Annotated in this window: 18 protein-coding genes and 1 pseudogene; 4 read left to right on the plus strand and 15 right to left on the minus strand. The window is 35.0% G+C overall.

All coding sequences use genetic code 11. The annotated features are described in order from the left end of the window. Positions 1–32: 32 nt before the first annotated feature. The 5 genes from EKH84_RS20550 to EKH84_RS20570 form a co-directional block, all read right to left on the minus strand. Positions 33–1469 (minus strand): ABC transporter substrate-binding protein, encoded by a 1437-nt coding sequence (locus tag EKH84_RS20550; protein ID WP_127067738.1) that lies wholly within the window; start codon positions 1467–1469, stop codon positions 33–35. A 334-nt stretch (positions 1470–1803) separates the two neighbouring features. Further along, entirely contained in the window at positions 1804–4380 is a 2577-nt protein-coding gene (gene secA, locus EKH84_RS20555) for a preprotein translocase subunit SecA (RefSeq protein ID WP_127067739.1), read from the minus strand. A gap of 257 nt (positions 4381–4637) precedes the next feature. Beyond that, positions 4638–5171 (minus strand): ribosome hibernation-promoting factor, HPF/YfiA family, encoded by a 534-nt coding sequence (gene hpf / locus EKH84_RS20560; protein ID WP_127067740.1) that lies wholly within the window; start codon positions 5169–5171, stop codon positions 4638–4640. A 272-nt stretch (positions 5172–5443) separates the two neighbouring features. After that, complete coding sequence (locus EKH84_RS20565) at positions 5444–5989, minus strand: QueT transporter family protein (RefSeq protein WP_330547567.1); 546 nt, start codon at positions 5987–5989, stop codon at positions 5444–5446. A 299-nt stretch (positions 5990–6288) separates the two neighbouring features. Further along, positions 6289–7212 (minus strand): DMT family transporter, encoded by a 924-nt coding sequence (locus EKH84_RS20570; protein WP_127067741.1) that lies wholly within the window; start codon positions 7210–7212, stop codon positions 6289–6291. Positions 7213–7452: 240 nt separating this feature from the next. On the opposite strand from EKH84_RS20570, the gene EKH84_RS20575 reads away from it, so the two are divergent. Together EKH84_RS20575 and EKH84_RS20580 are read left to right on the plus strand one after the other, a co-directional pair. Next, on the plus strand, positions 7453–9207 hold the full coding sequence (locus EKH84_RS20575) for a methyl-accepting chemotaxis protein (RefSeq protein WP_127067742.1): 1755 nt from the start codon (positions 7453–7455) through the stop codon (positions 9205–9207). A gap of 170 nt (positions 9208–9377) precedes the next feature. Then, positions 9378–11498, plus strand: coding sequence for an endo-1,4-beta-xylanase (locus EKH84_RS20580; RefSeq protein ID WP_127067743.1), 2121 nt, complete (start codon positions 9378–9380; stop codon positions 11496–11498). Positions 11499–11580: 82 nt separating this feature from the next. Here the strand turns inward: EKH84_RS20580 and EKH84_RS20585 are convergent, their stop codons facing one another. The 5 genes from EKH84_RS20585 to cobT all read right to left on the minus strand — a co-directional run bounded on the left by EKH84_RS20585 (position 11581) and on the right by cobT (position 15353). Then, positions 11581–11937 (minus strand): DUF6483 family protein, encoded by a 357-nt coding sequence (locus EKH84_RS20585; protein ID WP_127067744.1) that lies wholly within the window; start codon positions 11935–11937, stop codon positions 11581–11583. Positions 11938–12000: 63 nt separating this feature from the next. After that, complete coding sequence (gene cobS / locus EKH84_RS20590) at positions 12001–12771, minus strand: adenosylcobinamide-GDP ribazoletransferase (RefSeq protein ID WP_127067745.1); 771 nt, start codon at positions 12769–12771, stop codon at positions 12001–12003. 11 nt (positions 12772–12782) lie between these two features. Continuing rightward, positions 12783–13343 (minus strand): bifunctional adenosylcobinamide kinase/adenosylcobinamide-phosphate guanylyltransferase, encoded by a 561-nt coding sequence (gene cobU / locus EKH84_RS20595; RefSeq protein WP_127067746.1) that lies wholly within the window; start codon positions 13341–13343, stop codon positions 12783–12785. A gap of 55 nt (positions 13344–13398) precedes the next feature. After that, positions 13399–14229: an AraC family transcriptional regulator gene (locus EKH84_RS20600; RefSeq protein WP_127067747.1), complete on the minus strand. Its 831-nt coding sequence runs from the start codon at positions 14227–14229 to the stop codon at positions 13399–13401. A gap of 83 nt (positions 14230–14312) precedes the next feature. Then, positions 14313–15353: a nicotinate-nucleotide--dimethylbenzimidazole phosphoribosyltransferase gene (cobT, locus tag EKH84_RS20605; RefSeq protein WP_127067748.1), complete on the minus strand. Its 1041-nt coding sequence runs from the start codon at positions 15351–15353 to the stop codon at positions 14313–14315. Between the two features lie 263 nt (positions 15354–15616). Between cobT and EKH84_RS22860 the strand changes: the two are divergent. Further along, positions 15617–15979 (plus strand): annotated as a pseudogene (locus EKH84_RS22860) (copper amine oxidase N-terminal domain-containing protein); the annotation flags it as partial. Positions 15980–16027: 48 nt separating this feature from the next. Further along, the gene (locus tag EKH84_RS22865) at positions 16028–16546 is read left to right on the plus strand and encodes a peptidylprolyl isomerase (RefSeq protein WP_334295405.1); all 519 of its coding nucleotides are present in this window, start codon (positions 16028–16030) and stop codon (positions 16544–16546) included. A 58-nt stretch (positions 16547–16604) separates the two neighbouring features. On the opposite strand, the gene EKH84_RS20615 is transcribed toward EKH84_RS22865, so the two are convergent. The 5 genes from EKH84_RS20615 to EKH84_RS20635 form a co-directional block, all read right to left on the minus strand. Beyond that, positions 16605–16880 (minus strand): cysteine-rich small domain-containing protein, encoded by a 276-nt coding sequence (locus tag EKH84_RS20615; RefSeq protein WP_127067750.1) that lies wholly within the window; start codon positions 16878–16880, stop codon positions 16605–16607. A gap of 418 nt (positions 16881–17298) precedes the next feature. Beyond that, positions 17299–18393 carry a threonine-phosphate decarboxylase CobD gene (gene cobD / locus EKH84_RS20620; protein ID WP_127067751.1) on the minus strand — a complete coding sequence of 365 codons (1095 nt, stop codon included), beginning with the start codon at positions 18391–18393 and terminating at the stop codon, positions 17299–17301. 46 nt (positions 18394–18439) lie between these two features. Then, complete coding sequence (gene cbiB, locus EKH84_RS20625) at positions 18440–19396, minus strand: adenosylcobinamide-phosphate synthase CbiB (protein WP_127067752.1); 957 nt, start codon at positions 19394–19396, stop codon at positions 18440–18442. Continuing rightward, the gene (locus tag EKH84_RS20630) at positions 19396–20745 is read right to left on the minus strand and encodes a cobyrinate a,c-diamide synthase (protein ID WP_127067753.1); all 1350 of its coding nucleotides are present in this window, start codon (positions 20743–20745) and stop codon (positions 19396–19398) included. Before EKH84_RS20630 ends, cbiB begins: the two co-directional genes overlap by 1 nt. Next, the gene (locus EKH84_RS20635) at positions 20742–22271 is read right to left on the minus strand and encodes a cobyric acid synthase (RefSeq protein ID WP_127067754.1); all 1530 of its coding nucleotides are present in this window, start codon (positions 22269–22271) and stop codon (positions 20742–20744) included. Before EKH84_RS20635 ends, EKH84_RS20630 begins: the two co-directional genes overlap by 4 nt. Positions 22272–22447 lie beyond the last annotated feature (176 nt).

The following is a 22447-nucleotide window of genomic DNA, read 5'->3' on the forward strand; positions in this document are numbered from 1 at the left end:
GTTACTTAACTTATGCAGTCAACTAAGAATTTCTATTCTTGCCAAGATACTCCTAATTCATCTCTATATTCAACATAAGCTTTATTTTGTGCTTCTACTTGTTTGTTGTATGCTGTCCAATCATCTGGTTTTGTTACGTCTAATGCATCAAATAATAAACCTGCATATTTGTAATCTGCCCATAAGTTTGCTTCTGTTAATACATTTTGGTTATTGATTGTGTTTTGAGTTTGTGCTGGTTGCATCATTGCTATAGCTTCACCAGATTCTACCATTTGATCGATAATGCTATAAAGTTCTGGTACTACAGGAGTAACACCTTTTTTGTTTGCAATGTATCCACTGTCTGCTATAAATTGTGCATCTTCAGACACATACTCAATAAATGCTCTTGCTGCTTCTTTGTTTTTAGAGAATTTGCTGATAGCCCAGTTATCTGCTGGTGCTGCTAATACATAACGACCACTTCCAAAGTCAGGAGCTGGTGCGAATTTAATGATAGAAGGATCTGTTCCTGCTGGTACACGACCTTGAATTTGAGGTACTACCCAAGAACCGAATAACATCATAGCTGCTTTACCATAAGCTACAGAGTCCATTGCAACACCAAAGTCTGTATAAACTTCTGGTTCAAAGAAACCTTTTGCTTTCCACTCTGTATACATTTTAATTGTTTTTCCAACTGGTTCTGTTTCACTAAATGGTGTATCACTCTTTAACATTGATTCGAATGCATTTGGAACACCAGATACATAAGCTGCAAAGTCATTAAGAGTAGCTAAAGGCCAGTTTTCAACTCTATGTATAGAAATTGGTGTGATGCCTGCTGCACGAATTTTTTCGCACATTTCTTCAAATTCAGCTTGTGTTGCTGGAATAGCATCATAACCTACTGATTTTAATACTTCTTCATTATATACTACAGCTTGGTTATATGCTTTACCTGGCATGATACTAAAGATGTTTTTCTCATCATTAGGCATTGCATATGCATAGTCACCATATAACTCTACTGCTTCTTCAACTGTGCAATATGGTTCTGTGTAAGCAGCCCATTGCTCTAAACTCCAGTTAGGAGCTGTGAAAACATCAACACTGTCATCTTCAACTTTAAATAAAGGCTCAATTTCACTTTCATTAGTAATTACATTTAATTCAACATTAATACCTGTTTCTTGTGTGAATTTCTCAGCTAAATGTTTTAAGATAGCTGTAGATTCATCACGGTAAGTATTACCTGCATCATCTTTCTTTTCTTCTCCTAGAACTCTATTTCCCCCGTGAGTATAAACACTGATAGTTGTTCCTGCAAGAGAAGAGGTATCTTTTTCTGCTTCAGCTGATGCGCTTGGAGCTGCGGAAGGTGATGCTGCTGGTTCGTCAGTTTTTGTTTGGTTGCCACCACAACCTGCAAGTAAAGATGATGCCATAGCTGTCGTTAACAATAAGGTAAATAATTTCTTTTTCATAATTTCCCTCCTGAAGTTAATTTTTTAATTTTTTTAACTTAATATTATTTTAAATCACTTTGTTTATTTAGTCATCACCTTTTCTTGCAATTTATATCACTATATTGATTTTTTTATATTAAATATTAATTTTTTATATTAGTTCGTTTATTTTTTTGTCTATTTTAACCACCCCAAAATTGTATTTACTGAATTTTAGCTTATACTTTTACATTAATAAAACTAAATCTATATTTTTTAGCTTATTTTAATTTAAAACTATACTTGATACGACATAATAAAGTAAAAATAGTAAAAAATAAGGATAGCTCCTAGGAGCTATCCTTATTTTACTTTATTCGTTTTTACCGCAACAAGCTTTATATTTTTTACCACTACCACATGGGCAAAGATCATTTCTTCCAACTTTTTCTTTTTTAACTATAGGTTTTGCACCTAAGCTATCATCTTGGTGATTAACAGCTACTGGTTCTGCCACACGCTCACGCTTAATCTCTACGTTTTCTCTAATTCTTACGTGATATAGTGCTCTTACTGTCTCTAATTTAATATTTTCTGTCATTTCCTCGAAAATATCAAAGCTTTGGAAGCGATATTCTACAATTGGATCTCTCTGACCATATGCTTGAAGGTTAACACCTTGTTTCATTTGATCCATATTGTCTAAATGATCCATCCATTTTTGATCGATTACTTTAAGTAAAATAACACGTTCAATTTCTCTTAATTGTTCGCCTATTTCTTCTTCTTTAGCATTATATAATCTTTCTGCTTCTTCATATAATCTTTCTTTTAACGCAAGCGCAGTAAGACCTTGTTGTTCTTCTTTAGTATAATTCACATTTTCTACTGGTATAACACTGCGTAAATGCTCAAGCATAGCTGGAAGATTCCATTCTTCTGCATATTCAATACCATGAGTTGCGTTGTCTACAATTGTGCTAATAACATCTTTAGCCATGGTTACAATGTTATCACGTAAGTTTTCATTTTTGAGTACTTTATAACGTTCACCATAAATGATTTCTCTTTGTTCATTCATGATTTTATCATATTCTAATAAATGCTTACGTACACCGAAGTTATTTCCTTCAACTTTCTTTTGAGCACGCTCAATAGCAGAAGAAAGAATTTTGTGTTCAATTGGCTCATCATCTGGAAGACCAAGTGCATCAAACATTTTGAGTGTTGATTCTGGTGTAAATAATCTCATTAAATCATCTTCAAGTGCAAGGTAGAATCTAGATTCACCTGGGTCACCCTGACGTCCTGAACGTCCACGGAGCTGATTATCAATACGTCTTGATTCATGACGTTCTGTACCAATAATTTTAAGACCGCCTAATGCTTGTACACCTTCTTCAAGCTGAATATCTGTACCACGACCAGCCATGTTTGTAGCAATGGTAACAGCACCTTTTTTACCTGCTAAAGCAATGATTTCAGCTTCTTTTGCATGGTACTTCGCATTAAGTACTTGATGTGGTACCCCTTCGCGTTTAAGTAATTTACTTAGAAGTTCTGAAGTATCAATTGTTACTGTACCAACAAGTACTGGTTGCCCCTTAGCATGAGATGCTTTAATGTCTTCAATAACAGCTTTAAACTTAGCATCCTCTTTCTTAAATACGATATCTGGATGATCTTTACGTAAGACAGGCATATTAGTTGGAATAACAATAACGTCCATACCATAAATATCTCTAAACTCAGCTTCTTCTGTAAGAGCTGTACCTGTCATACCTGATTTCTTAGCGTATTTATTGAAGTAGTTTTGGAAAGTAATGGTAGCAAGTGTTTGACTTTCTTTTCTAACTTCAACCCCTTCTTTTGCTTCGATAGCTTGGTGAAGACCATCTGAGTAACGACGTCCATCCATTAAACGTCCTGTAAATTCATCAACGATAATAATTTCACCTTTTTCGTTAATGATATAGTCTTTTTCTCTATGCATTAAGTTGTGAGCTTTGAGGGCAATATTGATGTGATGTTGAATTTCCATATTCTCTGGATCTGCTAGGTTGTCAAGTCCAAAATACTGTTCTGCTTTTTTTATACCATCTTGAGTAAGGGTTACCGTCTTTTGTTTCTCATCTACAACGAAATCCCCTTCTTCTTCAATCTCTTCTCTCATAAGATTACTCATAGCAGATTCTTCTCCTAAGAGACGCCCTTTTGTTAAACGACGTACAAATACGTCAGCTGATGTGTAAAGCTTAGTAGATTTAGAACCTTGTCCTGAAATAATAAGTGGTGTTCTAGCTTCATCGATAAGAACAGAGTCAACCTCATCGATTACCGCAAAGTTAAGGTCTCTCTGTACCATTTCCTCTGCATAAATAACCATATTATCACGTAGATAATCGAAACCAAACTCATTATTAGTTCCATAAGTAATATCATTGTTATAAGCTTCACGCCTAGCATCATTTTTCATATCACTAAGGATACATCCTACTGAAAGTCCTAAGAAATTATGCACTTGTCCAATTTCCTGTGAGTCACGTTGCGCTAAGTAATCGTTAACAGTAACAACGTGTACCCCTTTACCTTCAAGTGCATTTAAATAAGCAGGAAGCATACCTACTAAAGTCTTACCTTCACCAGTTCTCATCTCTGCTATACGCCCATTGTGAAGGATAATACCACCCATGATTTGTACACGGAAGTGCTTTTTACCAAGTACACGCCAGCTAGCTTCTCTACATACAGCATAAGCTTCTGGTAAAATGTCATCTAAGGTTTCACCTTTTTCTAAACGCTCTTTAAACTCTACAGTCTTGTGCTTTAATTCATCATCTGAAAGCTTTTGCATAGCTTCATCATACGATTCTACTTTCGCAACGATAGGTTCAATTCTTTTAAGCTCTCTTTGGGAGTGAGTCCCAAAAATTTTATCTATTATCTTCAAACTATTCACCCTCTTTATCTTTATATGTATGTTAAGTATTTCTATCCGTCTTTTTCTTTCTATTCAAACATCAGCCTTAAGTATAACAAATATTAAATTGCATTACAACTAGGTGCTCAATCCAATTATACCCATTATATTAGCTTTAAACCTACTTCTTTTCAAGTTTTACGTTTAAAGTGTTTATATTATCTAACTTGCATGCAAAAAGGGGTGTAAGAGCAAGCTTTAGCTCTTACACCCCTTAGCTATCATTTTTATTCTAATACAGGTTCGATAAGACCATATGTGCCATTTTTTCTCTTGTAAACTACATTAACTTCTTCTGTCTCACCATCTAAGTATACAAAGAAATTATGTCCAACTAATTCCATTTGAAGTACTGCTTCCTCTGCACTCATAGGCTTAATAGCAAATTTCTTTGTTTTTTCAATTTTGAGTGCTACTTCATCACTAGCATCTTCTTCTAAGAAGCTTGGTGTGAACTCACTAACTGTATTTCTATGTTTATCTCTTAATCTATTCTTATACTTATTAATTTGTTTTTCTATTACTGCTACGGCATCATCCATAATATTGTACATATTCTTGCCTTCAACTTCTGCTCTTAATACTGAGCCGTTAAAAGGAATAGTAATCTCAATAATATGGCTTAATTTTTCTACACTAAGTGTAATTTGGGCCATAACACTATCATTAAAATATTTATCTAATTTAACGATTTTCTCCTCCACTGCATTTTCTAGTGCTGCTGTTAGTTCGATGTTTTTTCCACTAATGTTGTATTTCATATTGCATCTCTCCTTTCAACTCTATGAAGTCTCTGTCTTTAATATCATAGGGTTATACTATAATTATTCTACACATAATGCGCTTTTCCTCTTTTTTATAGTATATTTTTAAATTTAGTTTAAAATTCCAATATAAATTTAGTATGAATTAAAATGAGATGCTATATAATTATTTGTTATTAAACTTTGTAAAAATAAAAGGCGATGATTTTCTAGATTAAAATCGTCGCCTTTTCAATCTGATTTATCAAGATGGTGTGTATTACACCTTCTTATGCTTGTAAAAATTGGCTAATTGCTTTTTTATATTTATTCATAACTAGTAGTGTGACAGGAATACCCATTACCATAACGACTATAAATTCACCAAAGCCTACACTTGCCATGGATGAGATTAACGCTACTACTGCCCCGTGTTCACTTGGCAGACTAAAGCCTGCGAAGTAAAGCATTGCACCTACAATAATGGCATTAAATACTACTGGCCACATAGAAGCAACCCAAATACCTTTCTTACTACCCTTGAAGATTTTAGCTGTGTAGCTGATAGCACCTACGCTTATTAAAGTTGCTAAAGTACCAAAGATACAATCCAGCACAGGTGTTGGTGAAAATAAAAGGTTAGCTAAAAAGCATCCTAAAGTTAAACCAATTGTAGCAAGCGGATTGAAATAAGCTAAAAATACCATAATCTCTGATAAACGTAGCTGAAGTGGTGTAAAGCTAATAGTCATAAATAATCCTGTTAATGCGGCATAAATAGCTGCTACTAAAGCTATTTGCACAAGCTGTTTGGTAGTAATCTTTGTTTTCATCATTTTGATTTCCCCTTTTTAAAATAAATTTAGCCGAGGTAAATGATTAATAGATTATTCTTACAAATAAAAAATCGTAGGAATAGGTTCCTACGATAAATGTATTGCAAGCGGTGCATCAAAAGACAGAGCTTTCTTTAAGAAAACTCTATCTCACCGTTTGTTAATCTTATTATTTACCGTAGTTTTGTTTAAAGACAGGAGGCTTTCGAACTGTCTGCATATTATTACTAGCTTAACTATTATACTCTCTTCCTCTTCATTTTTCAAGCTAGTCACCCTCTAAGAATAACTGCTGTTCTTTATTCATTATTCATTATTAATTGTTCTTTAGCTGTTTCCGATTTTTCACTTCTCACATGCATATACTCAGCTGTTATTACAGCAGACAAAATCAGAGTGGCTCCTATAATCATTTGAAGTGTTAATGCTTCTTTTAAAATAAGTACAGATAATGCTGTCCCAAATACAGATTCCATACATAAAATAATAGCTGCTCTTGAAGCTGAAGTATATTTTTGCCCTATCGTTTGGCAAAGAAACGCACAAAAGCTACTAAATACACCTAAATAAACAACAGGTATAGCCATTTCCATACTAATAGCCTTAGGCGGCTCTTCAAATAATAAGGCACAAATAAAGCCTAAAACGCAGCAAGTAATCATTTGTAAAATAGCTAATACAATGGCATCCATTTTATCTGCATACTGACCTAATACAGTAATGTGAGCTGCGAAAAATACGGCACATAAAATGCCTAAAAGCTCTCCACCACCGACGCTAAAACCTGCTTCTTGATTTAAATTTAAAAAACCAAAGCCAACTACAGCAATTAATCCTGCTATAAGGTTGTATTTTTTAATATGTTGTTTAAATACAACAAAAGTAAGAAAAGGAACAATAATAACATTTAATGCAGTTAAAAAGGATAATTTTCCTACACTAATATAAAGAGCTCCCACTGTTTGAAAGGTAAAACCTAAAAATAAAAAGGTACCAATCATACAGCCAGGTAAGAGGTCCTCTTTTTTAATCGCTTTAAATTTCTTCCAAAATAAAATAATCATCAAAACACTTGCGATAGCAAAACGAATCGCTATCATATAAAAAGGTGATAAGGTATCTAGCGATTTAGATACACCTATAAACCCTCCACCCCATACAATTGCTGTTATTAAAAGGAGTAAATCTCCTATGCCTTTAGGTATATTCTTTGTATTAGTCATCGCCTGTCATCCTCCATTATTTATGTACATATACTTAAATAATATAATTCATTTACTTTATTTATAAAAGTTTTATTTTTCATTTTTTGTGCATTCGCCATATTATTGTCGTTTTTTTACATATTATGTCGTATATTTTTTTACCATTTATACAATTCGCACTAAAACCCTCACTTATTTTGATGTTATTTTAAATTTTTCTTAACTTTATGATATAATATTTTAAAAGGGGTGATTAATATGAATCATTTTAAACTTTCTCAGTTAAAGCTAAGCCGCAAACTTATGCTCATGTTTGTGCTAGTTAGCTTAATTCCGATGGTACTCATGGGGATATTCTCTACTTCTAGTGCCAAACAATCGCTTACCGACCTTCAGGAACTTTTACTTAATAAGCAACTCAGTACTAATATTCAAGTAGCAAACCGTTATTTATATAATGCTTATGGAGATATTGCTCTTAAGGATAATGTTCTAGTTACTTCCTCTGGTGAGCCTATTACGTCTGAAGATGAAATGATTGACACTTTAGGAGAAGACTTAGATGTATATGCTACTTTATTTGTCAAAAACAGTGAAGGTTTCATGCGAGTAAATACCAATGTATTAAATGAGCAAGGTGAAAAAGCAATCAATACCTATTTAGATACTTCTAGCGCTGCTTATAATACAGTTAATAGTGGTGAAAAATATGTCGGCTATGCAAAGATATTAGATGAGAATTACTTTACTATTTATGAACCTCTAAAAGATTCTAATGGTACTATAATTGGTATCCTTTTTCTAGGTGTTGCAACTAAAGATTCTTTGGCTGCCATTAGTAGTAGTATCCAAGCTTCTACTTTATCCATTACTATTGGTATTATATTTACCTGTTTATTAGGTCTTATTATTGCAATTCTTCTATCTAGATCTATTACAAAACCTATTCAAGTTGTCATTAATCATGCTAAGAAAATTGCTAGTTATGAAATTGGCGAAAGCTTACCTGATACATATATCACACGCCCAGATGAAGTCGGTGATTTAGCACGAGCAACAATAGATATTCAAGATAACCTAAAAAATATGGTTCAAGAAATTAAAGGTGTTTCTAAAATGGTAGCTGACTCTTCTACTCAGCTTAGTGTCAACTCTTCTGAAACCTCTGTTGCTACTGATGAAATTGCACGTTCTACTACAGAAATTGCTCAAGGTGCTTCAGACCAAGCTAGTAGCACCACTGAAGGTTTAAATAAACTCAAAGATTTAGGAGATTTATTAGACCAAGATAGCCACAGCGTTGATGCTCTTAATGAACTCTCTGAAAAGATTTCTGCCCTTACTAATACTGGCTTAAGTATTATTGAAACCCTGACTGCTAAGACTAACGAAAGTAATGCTCATGTTTCCGATGTATATGCTAGCATCATGAAAACTAACGAAAGCTCTTCTCAGATTGGTGAAGTTAGTAATTTAATTACCAGTATTTCTTCTCAGACGAATTTACTAGCCCTTAATGCTTCGATTGAAGCAGCCAGAGCTGGTGAACACGGCCGCGGCTTTGCTGTAGTTGCTGAAGAAATTCGTAAATTAGCAGAACAAACAGCTGCCTCTACAAAAATGATTGATGCCTTGGTAGTCACTCTTCAAGCTGATGCTAGTAATGCTGTAGCCACTACTAGCAAAGTAAAAGAAACCCTGGCTATTCAATCAGAAAGTGTTATCACTACAGAAACTAAATATAAAGAAATCGCTAATGCCATTCAGGAATCTACAAAAATGGCTGAACTCCTACATCATTCTAGCGAGCTACTAACTACTAAGAAAAATGAACTTTATGAAACCATGCATGATCTAGCTTTGGTAGCTCAATCTAATGCAGCTGCCACTGAGGAAGCATCTGCCTGTATAGAAGAACAATCTGCTTCTATTCTAGAATTACTTAATTCTAGTAAGACCCTAGCCGAACTTTCTCATTCTCTACATAAATTAATTGAACGATTCAAACTTTAAACCAAAAGCTGTTGCATTAAGTGCAACAGCTTTTTTCTTTTCCTCCATATATCTATCTCATACCATTTAGTACAAAAAATCCTACATTATGTCGTAGAATACTTTAAATTCATTTAATTTATGGCAATATTAAATCACAATCATCAACTTATTACATAGGAGGAAAAAATATGAATAAAAAAGCAAAAAAACTGGGATTATTCACTGCTGCTCTATTAACTGCTACTAGTTCCATGCCTCTTAGCTTATATACCACCATTGATCCTATGAGTATTTATGCTTCCACCTTAAGTGCCACTTCTTTTAATTTCGACTTTGAAACAGATGAGGAAGGTTGGGGTCCTAGAGGCAGTGAAACAGTTGCTATTGCTACAGATGCAGCTTACAAAGGTAGTCAAAGCTTAAAGGTTACTAGTAGAAAAAGTAGTTGGAATGGACCTTCTTGCAATATTACTAATCTTCTTCAGGAAGGAAAAACCTATCGCTTCTCAGCTTGGGTTATGTACAATGATAGCACTGCTAGTAATACCCAAACCCTAACACTGTCACTAGCTTGTACACCTACAGGCAGCAGCGAAACTTATAAGAATATTGTTTCTAAAAGTGCTACAAAAGGTAACTGGACATTATTAGAGGGTACCTATACTTACACCGGTGGTATGGATGCTGTTAAACTCTATGTTGAAGGCGGTACCATGGATTTCTACATAGACAATGTTACTACCCTTGCCTTAGATGATGCTAAGATTGAAACAGACATTCCTTCTATTAAAGAAGCTTATGATAGCTATTTTAAATTCGGTACTGCTATTACTGCTAATACTTTAAGCCAATCTAATAAAGATTTAATCTTAAAGCATTTTAATAGTTTAACCTGTGGCAATGAAATGAAACCTGATGCCATTTTGGACCGTGGGGCAACCGTTGCTTATATGGAAGCAACTGGAGATCAAACTTCTCCTCAAATTTCCTTAACTCAAGCTGCTCCTATTCTTAACTTTGCAAGAGATAATCATATTCCAATGCGTGGCCACGTTCTCGTTTGGCATGCACAAACACCTCGTTGGTTCTTTGCTGAGAACTACTCTACTGATAGCAATGCCCCTTTAGTTTCTAAAGAAGTTATGCTTCAGAGATTGGAAAACTATATTAAAACTGTATTTGAAACATTAGAAGCTAAATATCCAGATGTAGAATTCTATAGCTGGGACGTTGTTAATGAAGCCATTGATCCAAGTACCTCTAACGGTTATAGAAATCCTGGTACTGTAGCTAGTACCACTACTTCTTTATGGATGCAGGTAATAGGTGAAGACTTTATTCCAAAAGCTTTTGAATATGCTCGTCAATATGCGCCTAGCGGCACTTTATTAGCTTACAATGACTATAACGAGTGTGAATCTGCTAAAAGTAAGTATATTTATGAACTCTGCAAAAAACTAGTTGCTAATGGTACCTTAGATGTGATTGGTATGCAACAACATAATAATATGTATAGTCCAAGTGTAAGTGAATTTGAAGCAGCTGTAAGAAAATATGCTTCTTTAGGTGTTAAAATAGAAGTTACTGAATTAGACATTACCACAACAGATCTTTCTACCTCTGGCTTTACAGCTCAAGGCACAAGATATAAAGCCTTTATGGATGTCCTTAAAAAGCTAAAGAAAGAAGGCATAGATATTAATGCCGCTGTTGTTTGGGGTACAATAGATTCCGAATCTTGGAGAAGTAGTCAAGCACCACTTTTATTCGATGCTAACTTCAAAGCAAAACCTGCTTTTTGGGGTGTTATAGGTGATACCACACCAGTGGATCCTGTGGATCCAGTAGACCCAGTAGACCCTGTAGACCCTGTAGACCCAGTAGACCCTGTAGACCCTGTGGATCCTAGTGAAACAGTTGTTCCAGTAGTTACCGTTAAAAATCAAATCGGTGGCTCTATTGCTCAACAATATACTGTTACAGCAAGTGGTACTGCACCTCTTGATTTATCATTACTTAAGATTCGCTATTACTATACAAAAGATGGTAATACGCCTCAATCTTTCTGGTGTGATACTGCTGGCATTACCTTGAATAAAGCTCCTTGGTATGTGAATTATACATCTTCCGTTAAAGGAACCTTTAATGATGGGTATCTTGAAATTAGCTTTAAGGATGCCGTCACCCTCTCCCCTTCTGAGGCTGGCTTAAAATTTGATATTCGCTTTAACCAACAAGATTGGTCAAGCTATACCAATTTTAAGGCTGGTGCTATAGAAATTGTTTATGACGGCATAACTATAAAGTAGTAGGTCCCCCTTGCCACGTTCCTACTAAAAATAAAATAGCCGGCTGGCTTAGTGTTAATCACTAGTTCAGCCGGCTATTCTATTAATTAAGAGGTACACCATAGTGGCTAGCCACATCTTTCAAACCTTGTAAGATTTCATCCTTCCCATAATCATGTTCCTCTAAAAATGCTTCATCTAATTTGTTCAATCGGTTATAAAAATCCACCATTAATTCTAAGTAACGTAGATCAGCGGTATTCATATGTTCATAAAGTATATTTTCAGCCTCATTAATCTCCCCCTTATCTATCATCTCCCTAAGGTGTAGATAGAGTTCATCTGTAAATGTTTCTTCCTCTTCTGCTTCATAAACAACAGTTTCTTTATTAAAAAATATCTTAGCTATCGCTCTTGCTAAACCTTCTATTTGAGTTAAAATATAATCGTTTTTTAACACGGTTTAAACACTTCCTTTAGTATTTTTTCTAACATTCTATACTACTTGTTTTATTGTTTCAAGTTAAAAGCTGATATATGTTACATATATTAAGACTAGATAACCTAATTCTGCTAATTCGCAAATGCAGCCTAGAATGTCACCTGTTATGCCATCAATCTTCTTGTATATTGAGCGAACAAATAACCTAACAGCTATTATAAGGAGTAACACACTTCCTAACTGCATCAAGATGCTTGACAGCGTTAGTTCCCCTACTATAAATATTACTATTCCTATAATGCCTAACATAATGAGGATTGTTCCTATTAAATATGGTGTACTTACTTTACCGATAAAGAGATTACCCATGCCTTTTTCTCTAGGAGTCTTTGTTTTATAACAAGCTATTACTTGCATGCTGCGAGCCACAACTGGCATGAGTAAAATAACCCAGAGCAGGCCTTGTTCTAGCAAGGTATATATAAAGCCTGCTTTAAGCAATAAAACAAGTAAAATGGCTAGAAGGGCATTGGTTCCTAGTCTTGAATCTTTCATAATCTCCAACATACGTTCTTTGTCTCTGTAGCTATAAAGGCCATCAAAGGTATCACCTAATCCATCTAAATGTAGTCCCCCTGTTAAGATGACTTCACCTATTAAAATGATGATAGTTGCAATATACGTATTAAATACCTCTTGGCTCACTATTCCCATAGCATAATAGAACAAACCTAAAACTAAGCCTACTACGGGAAAATAAATCATACTTTTATGAAACTCTTCATCTATCCCTGTATCCACCGGTATAGGAAGCCTCGTCATAAACTGCATAATACCTATTAATCTTTTCATTTTTTCTCCCATTACCCTTTGATTTTCATAGGAATGCCACTTATTACAAAATAAACTTCGTCGCTTGCTTTTGCAATTAGCTGATTCATACGTCCAATAATATCTGTGTAGATTCTAGTAAGTCTATTACCAGCTACTGGAGATAACCCTATTTCATTAGTTACTAAAACAAAATAAAGCTCTGTTTCTTTAACTGCTTCTAGAAGCTTTATAAACGCTTCCTTAATCATTTGTTCTAACTGATTTACCTCTTCTTCTGAAAGCTTATCATAATCTAAGTTTTCTTTAAACATAAGGTTATTCACCATCAGCGTCACACAATCTAAAATAACCGTTTGATGCTCCTTGGCAATCTCCTCTATTTGTCCTGCTATATTTTCATATATTTCATAAGTTGTCCACTCACTAGGACGCATTTCCTGATGCTTTCTTACACGTTCTTTCATTTCTTCATCAAAAGGAATACTTGTTGCGATATAAGCCGTTTGATTATTTTGTGCTTTGCAAAGTGCCTCTGCATAACTACTTTTCCCAGACCTAGCACCACCTGTTACAAGAATTATTTTACTCATTTTCTAACCTCTTTCTAACTGCATCTCTTTCCCATCATCTCTAGTCATTCTATCACTAAAGCATAATAGGAATCCATATTTCTACCGTATAATCTTCCTTCTCTGTATCATTTCCATAATACTTCTCCACTGTTACGATATCAGGATTTTGTTTGTATTGATTAGAGGGTAAAAATTCACCATAAATACGCTTCCATGTCTCTTGCAGAGTAGGAAATAGAGGTCCTACTGATTTAAAAATAAGCCATGAAGCTGCAGGAATCACATAAGTTTCATATCTTGGATTAACCTCTATATTCTTTAGCGGCTGCACTGCTACCATATAAGTGTTTTTACCATCCTCATCATATCCCCAACATAAGCCCAATGAACTATGGTCCATACCATAAGATTCTAGTTCTTCTAAAGTTCCATCACTTTTTACTTGTCCCCACAAGCCTTGGTTAACATCACCTAAAACCCCTACCACTTTCATTTCTCCCTTTTCAACTACTTGATATTTCATAGCACTACCTCCTGCTATACTTAAACTAAACACAAGACGAGGATATGATTTAAGAATACTATTAGGCTGCTTCGCCTCTATAGGTGTTATACCATGTTGCTTTTTAAAGGCAACGCAGAAAGCATCTGAGGATTCATAGCCATATTTCACTGCTACATCTATTACCTTAGCATTCGACACTTGCAGATCATATACTGCCTCTGACAATTTTCTTCTTCTAAGGTACTCATTAATGGTGATTCCTGCAATATAAGAAAATGCCCTTTGGAAGACATTATATTGGCAACCAGTTATTAATTCTACCTGCCTTGGGCTTATTTTCTCATCTAGATGTTCTTCCAAATATTCTATTAAGTGGTTTAACGTATCTATCCAATTCATAACCTCACCTCAATTAGTATTTTATAACCATTGGTGCTTGCTAACCCGATAAAGTCGTATCATAATATAACGGTATTTTGACCTTAGCATTTACTAGCTGCTCTTGTTGCCATGTTTTCATATAAATAATTAGCTGTGTCTAGTAGAGGGAAAAGTAAGATTCCCCCCGAACCTTCTCCGAGTCTCATATCTAAATGTAGAATAGCTTTTAATCCTAATAGCTCCAGTGCTTTTACCGTTCCTGGTTCTGCTGAATAATGAGAGGCAATCATATATGAAGCTGCTTCTTCATGAAGTTTTTTAGCCAAAAGTGCTGCGGCATAAGAAATAAAACCATCTAAAATAACTGGTACTCTATAAGCTGCTGCACCTAAAATAGCGCCTGCCATAGCACCAATTTCAAAGCCTCCTACCTTCATTAATACATCTATAGCATCCTCTTGATCTGGGGCATTAAGAGCAATCGCTTCTCTAATAATATTAGCTTTATGTCCCACTTTTTCTGGTGTTAAACCTGCTCCTCTACCTGTCACTTCTTTAGGATCACAATTTGCAAATACAGAAATAATGGCACTCGAAGGTGTAGTATTAGCAATACCCATTTCTCCAATCGCTAATACCCTACTTCCTTCATCAATAGCCTTTTTTGCTACCTCTATACCTATTTCTATACTCCTTACCGCTTCTTCCCTACTCATGGCAGGGCCTTTATGGATATTTGAGGTGCCTTTTCTAATTTTATAATCTAATACTCCTTCTAATTTTTCTTCACAATTCACCCCAACATCTACTGCAATGACATTTGCCTTCATATACTTTGCTAAAGTCCCCACTGCACAAATGCCTGATGCAAAATTAGGAATCTGCGCTTTTGTTATCCACTGGGGGTCTGCTGCTACGCCTTCTTCATAGACGCCATGATCCCCTGCAAAAGCCACTACAGTCTTTTTCTCCATATTAAAGCTTACTCTTTCATAAATACCAGCTAGCTGCACACATAAATTTTCCAGATAACCTAGGCTTCCTAAAGGTTTGCTTAAAAGGTCTATCTTTTGCTGTGCTTTATCCATTATATCTTTATTTAAAGGTTGAATTTGTTTTAAGGTTTCTTCTAAACACGCCATAATCTTATCTCTTTCTTTTATTTTTTACTTTTATAGAGTTCTAACTTAATTCATTAATATTTCTACACTCTTCGATATATAGTATAGCATAAAAGATTTATGTCCCATATGTATTTCAAATGATATCAAGCTGTACTTCATAAGTAGTCAAGCCTTAGAAAATAATGCTATAATGAATTCATTAAGTACTTACACTTTAAAAGGAGGAATCTTTGTAGATGTACATAACTCATTTAAAAAAATCACTGTTATTTCTTAGTCTCATGCTTACCCTAACTTTATTATCTATTCCTTGCTTTGCTAAAAATATTCAACTTACTTTAGATGGTAAACCGCTTCAAAGCACCACCTCTCCTATTCAAGAAAACGGAACAACACTAGTACCACTTCGTGTTATTAGTGAAAATCTCGGTGCCAAAGTCAATTATAATGCTGTAAATGGAGAAATTATCATTAGTAAAACGAATGCCACTATGATACTTACTCTGGGTCAATCTACTGTTAAGGTAAATGGTGTCACTTCTAAGCTTCAAACAGCACCTAAAGTAATTAACAATACTACCATGGTTCCTTTACGTTTTATTAGTGAAAATTTAGATTGTCAGGTGAACTGGATTAGTCAGCAGAATCTAATAGCTATCACTACTCAGCCCGAGAATAACAACGCCTTACCTATTGCCACTTTAAAAATTAAAGGTTATGGTACTGTTACTCTAGAGCTTTATCCTGACTTAGCACCTAATACAGTTAATAATTTTATTACCTTAGCTAATAGTGGCTTCTATGATGGACTGATCTTCCACCGTGTCATTGAAGATTTTATGATCCAAGGCGGAGATCCTAATGGTAATGGTACTGGTGGACCTGGTTATAGTATTGCTGGTGAGTTTTCTTCTAATGGTTTTACTACTAATACCCTTTCTCATACAAAAGGTGTCATTTCGATGGCAAGAGCAATGAATCCTGATTCAGCAGGTAGCCAATTCTTCATTATGTCTGCTGATGGTACCTATTTAGATGGCCAATATGCTGCTTTTGGAAAGGTCATTTCTGGCCTTGATATGATTGAAAAAATTCAACTGGTAGATACCAATAATCAAGATAAACCTCTTAAAGATATTGTCATTGAAAGTATACGTGTAAGCCTGGGTGCTCTTAAGGTTACAGCACCTATTAAAATTGAAGACAAATAAATTTTAACAGCCGATTGAAGCTTCTTAGTTTTTCAATCGGCTGTTGTACTAAATATTACTATTTTCCTATCTCATTATGGGTTCTCTTACCCATTTCCATAAGATCCTTCATCTTTTTCATCACATGCTCATAAGCATCCTTATCATGAGGTTTCGTACAAGCCTGACAACTCTTAATCCCATTTTCTAAGTACACATAATGACCACCACACTGATCCTTCAATGTATAAAGTGGACAATAGCAAAATAAACAGTTAAATTCCTCCTCATTCTTAAGCTTATGACAAGGGAAATACTCACATGCTTTATTTTGCATAAATTTATAGTTTTCCATATACTATTTTCTCCTTTATTACTTATGTCTTTTTAGAACTATTCATCTATACAAACAAAATTTGGGTCGCCTGCCCCTGGTTCTATGTGTTTTTTAACTGTATGCAAATCACCAATTGTCGTTACGCCCCTCTTCCACGCCGTTCCATTGTCATGGATGTTTATGAGGACAACAACGTTTGTGAAAATGAGTGGGTATGGGTGCCTGGAGTAGTGACTTGGGAGCATTTTTAAAAAGCACTTAGTGAACGTTTTAGATGGGTTTTAGGCAGCTGTTTGAACAAAGTGAGTTCTGCCGTTCATCTAAATAAGTGAACTTAGTGCTTCTAAAAATGTGAACCGGAACAACGTAAGGTACCCATACCCACTCATTTTCTCTCAGACGTATTCCTCATAGACACCCAGACAAATTGCTATCTTTATCCTACAATTTCCCACATAGCCTTTAATAGTTTGTCATTATCTTCCTTGCCTTTAATGGCTACCCTAATAAAATGCTTATTTAGTCCTTTAAAGTTAGAAGCATCTCTTATAAGGATATTATGCTTTATGATCATCTGCTCTTTTAATTCCTGACTTGTCATAGCCTTAAGCTCTATTAATACAAAATTAGCAGTTGTAGAATAAACCTTTATATTTTTGAGCTTCTTTAAAGCTTCTAATAGATGATTACGTTCTTCCTTGAAATAGGCTTTTGTCTTCTTTTGAAAAACTTTATCCTCTAATAAAACTGGGGTTAAGTATTCAGCAAAACCATTAACCGTCCATGGCTCTTTAAAATGATACATTCCTCTTAATAAATCTTTATTACTTGTTACTCCATAGCCTAATCTTAAGCCAGGTAGTCCAAAAAACTTAGTAACAGCTTTAATAATAATGAGCTGATTATGACTCTGTACTAATGGCATTAAGCTATATTTTGCTTCCTCTTCTACGAATTCCATAAAGGTTTCATCTACAATGAGTAGCTTTTGCATTTCTTCCATTTGTTTAGCAATAGAAGCTAAGCTATAGCTGTTCCCTGTTGGATTATTAGGATTACAAATAAATAAGCCATCTATTTCATGAAGCCTTGCTTTAAGCTTTTCTACTTCTAGATCAAACTCTGTAGATGCTTTTAACTGAAAAGGCACAATTTCTAAACCATTTAGCTTGGCACTTCTTTCATATTCAGAAAAGGTAGGATTTATAATACCTAATCTAAAAGGCTCCTCCTTTTGCCTACTACTCTCCCCTAGCGTTTTCATTAGTAAGTACATGATTTCCGTAGCACCATTTCCAGGTATAATTTGTTTCATCTCACAGCTTAGATACTGACTAAGTACTTCTCTAAGCTTAGTATAATGAATATCCGGATAGTTTTGGCAACTTTTTAAGGCACTTTGTACTGAATTGACCAAGTGCTCACTCATAAAAGGATTGATATTTGAGCTAAAATCTATAAGTTCCTCTTGTTTCTTCCCATAAAGTGCTGCCATTTCAGCACTATTTGCCCCATGTCCTAGATTAATCATGTATTCTTTCTCCTCTTTTTAGTGTATTACATGCAGTATGCAAATTTTAATACAAAAAGCAAATAAGCCATAGACCAGTGAAAATGAGTACTCCAACAACCGATGTCATATACATCAACTGATTTCCTCTTGTAATATCTGCAATCACTAGTTCTCTTGTAGCATCTCCTATGGTTGGTTTCACGACTACTTCACCAAAATAAACGTTAGTCCCACCTAATTGCACACCTAAAGCCCCTGCTGCTGCGCCTTCTGGATAAGCACAGTTAGGACTTTTGTGATTCCTTCTATCACGAATAGCAATTTTTAAACAGTTTTTAGCATCAAAGTGTAAAAGGACGCTTGCTAAACTCATTAAAACAGCTGTTAACCTTGCTGGCACGTAATTAGCTATGTCATCTATTTTAGCAGAAGCAAAACCTAAGTCTTTATACTTTTCATTTTTATAACCTACTGTAGAATCTAAGGTATTAATAGCCTTATACGCAAAAGCTAAAGGTGCTCCTCCAATAAAGGCATAAAATAAAGGTGCAATGATACCATCTACAGTGTTTTCCGCTACTGTCTCTACAGTCGCACGAATAATTTCTTTCTCACTCAGCTTGGATGTGTCTCTTCCTACTATATAAGAAAGCTGCACTCTGGCTTTTTCTAGCGTATCTGTTTCTAGTACCTTTTTAATTTTATTAGCTTCATCCCCTAAACACTTAGTTGCTAAAGTTGTGTATAATAAAATACTATTTACAACAAAATAAAGCAACCAATGCACTTTAGCTAATGCCAGTACCAAATAAACTACTGTAACTGTTGTGCCTACAGTTATACCCCATAAAACAAAGCCTCCTACCTTTAAACCCTTAGGTGTCTTTGCTATTTTTCTTATTTGCTTTTCACTCCATTTAATAAGGCGGCCTATATATCTTACAGGATGAGGAAAATTGTAAGGATCTCCGAAAATTAAATCTAGTACATAAGCCGTGATTAAACATTCTAGCATCATCATTAGGCTTTTCCTCCTACACTTAACAATCTTTCTACAGCTTCTAAATGGCTATAAAAGTGTAAATGTAAATAAGTGGCTAGGGTATTACCCTTTGTATAGCCTCCTACCCAAACTTCACCCTTGTTGTCTTTTTGCATTTTATAAACTGCTTTTTCATTGGTGTAAAACTCTGAATGATGAAACTCATGTCCTTTTAATGTCTGTCCTTTTTCAGAAAGTAAGGTGTCTTCCTCGGCAGTTCCAAAGCAATAGCCAAAACGCTTTAATCCCTTGGTCATACGGCTTTCCCCTTTAAAAATCCCTACCATTTCATAGCTTTTCCCTTCATGATCTATAAGGCGCTCTCCTAAATACATAAGTCCACCACACTCTGCATAAATAGGAATGTTATTTTCATGAGCTACTTTAAGTACCCGCCTCATTGTCTGATTAGCTTCTAAGTCTGCTGCAAAGACCTCTGGAAAGCCACCACCGATATAAATCAAATCACACATAGGTAAACTGGAATCTGATAAAGGACTAAAATAAATAAGTTTTATTCCCAAATCCTCTAATAACTGTAAATTATCTTGATAATAAAAATGAAAGGCCTCATCATAAGCTACCGCTATTGTTTTCATCCTATAATCTCGTTTAATAATAGGTTTAAATGTACTAGTGACCTCTTCACCTTCTATAAGTTCTAAAAGTAAATCTAAATCAATATACTTTTCTACTGCTTCGGTTAAAAGCTCTATTCTTTCCTCTAAAGCTTCTAACTCTTCACTAGGAATAAGCCCTAAGTGCCTAGAAGGCAAGCTAAAATGGTCTTCTGGAGGCAAATAGCCAATAGTTGGTATATGACAGTACTCTTCAATAGAAGCTTTTACTAAGTTAAAGTGACTTTCTGTTTTGATACCATTCGCTATAACCCCTACTATATTCACTTCTGGATCAATCATTTTGTAACCTAACACCATAGCTGCACTAGACGCTGCCATAGCTCTTGCATCAATCACTAAAATCACTGGTAATTTCAAAAGCTTAGCAACTGATGCGCTGCTGCATTCAGCAATAGAACTGCCTTTACCATCGTATAAGCCCATTACTCCCTCTACTACAGCAATATCAGGTTCCTGCATACTTCTATTAAATAGATACTTGACTTGTTCCTCTTCTAGCATATAAAGGTCCAAATTTCTAGAAGCTCTTCCTGTTACCTTCGTATGGTAAGCTGTATCAATATAATCTGGGCCCACTTTATAAGGTTGAACTTGAAGGCCCCTTGCTTGCAAAGCCTTCATAATTCCTAGAGAAAGAGTCGTTTTCCCCACACCACTAGCTGTTCCTGCAATCAATAATTTTTTCATTTCTTTTTTGCTCCTAAAATATCATAAATAGCTGCCATATCTACATGTTCTCTAAGTACTTGTGCTAGCTTGTCATATTCACCTTGTTTGAAAGCCTCAAAAGAAACAGTGCTATTTTCTACTGCTTCTAATCCTTTCTTAACTCTTATGGCATTTAAAAGGTTTCTAGTAAAATTAGCTTCATCAAAGATACCATGCAAGTATGTGCCAAATACATTACCCGCTTCATTACAAGTTCCTTCTAATTCATTTATTGTTTGGCCTAGTCTCTTTGTAAAAGTCATTAAGGGTTTTGCTTCTTTTGCCATTTTTGTCACACCCATATGAATTTCATAACCTTTTACCTTAGTAGATGTCACTGCACTTAGTAACCCTGGTAAGTCCTTACAAATAGTTCCCTCTACTTGAGTCGTTACTTTCTCACCTTCAAAAGTCGTCTCAATAGGAAGTAAGCCAAGCCCATATGCTTCTTTCATATGACCTTCTACACCATAAGGATCTGCTATTTTTTCGCCTAATATTTGATAACCACCACATATGCCCATAATAAGATTACCTTGTTCATGTAGTTTATGAAGTTCTATATCTAAACCGCTTTCTTTTAAATAGGCTAGGTCTGCTAAAGTATTTTTACTTCCTGGCAAAATAACTAAGTCAGGTATTCCAATTTTTTCACCACGTCTTATATATCTTAGTTGTACATCCTCTTGTATTTCTAACATATTAAAGTCTGTAAAATTAGAGATATGAGGTAGGTGGATGATAGCAATATCAATAGCATTATTTTTGCCTACAGTTTGATAAAAACGACTTGTTAAACTATCTTCATCCTCTACCTTTAAATACGTATAAGGCACTACACCTAATACAGGGATTTTAATTAAATCCTCTAGCATTTTGATGCCTGGTTCTAAAATACTACGATCTCCTCTAAATTTATTAATAATCACACCTTTGACTCTAGCTCTTTCTTCCTCTGTTAAAAGCATAATGGTTCCTAAAATAGAAGCAAACACTCCACCCTTATCAATATCTGCAATTAAAATAACCGGTGAATCTGCTATTTCCGCCATACCCATATTGACAATATCTTTATCTCTTAAGTTAATCTCCGCAGGACTTCCTGCTCCTTCTATAGCCACGACGTCATATTCACTACTTAAACTCTCATAATGTGTTTTAATCATTTCTGCTAACTGTGGTTTGAATTCATGATACTCTCTAGCTGTCATATTGCCATATACTTTCCCATTTACAATTACCTGTGAGCCCTGATCACTTGTAGGCTTGAGTAAAATAGGATTCATCCTAGCACTAGGTTTAATTCCTGCCGCCTCTGCTTGAAAAACCTGAGCTCTTCCCATCTCTAAGCCTTCTTCTGTAATAAACGAGTTAAGCGCCATATTTTGAGATTTAAAAGGAATAACCCTAAGGCCATCTTGTTTAAATACTCTACAAAACCCCGCAGTTAATAAACTTTTCCCTACATTCGAGGCCGTTCCTTGAAACATAATACTTTTTCCCATAAGTGCTCCTTTAATATGAATGAATTAAGACTGAATAATGAAAAATATATTGTAAAAAATAGAGGCTTAAGCAATCTCGCATCTTATACTGTTGTTCACTCTATTTCTATTTATGATAGTGGTAAAATATACGCTTTCTTATAACAATAACAAATAAAAAGCCTCCCACATCGGGG

This window comes from Cellulosilyticum sp. WCF-2 (genome assembly GCF_003990395.1).
In the GTDB taxonomy this organism is placed as follows: Bacteria; Bacillota; Clostridia; order Lachnospirales; family Cellulosilyticaceae; genus Cellulosilyticum; species Cellulosilyticum lentocellum.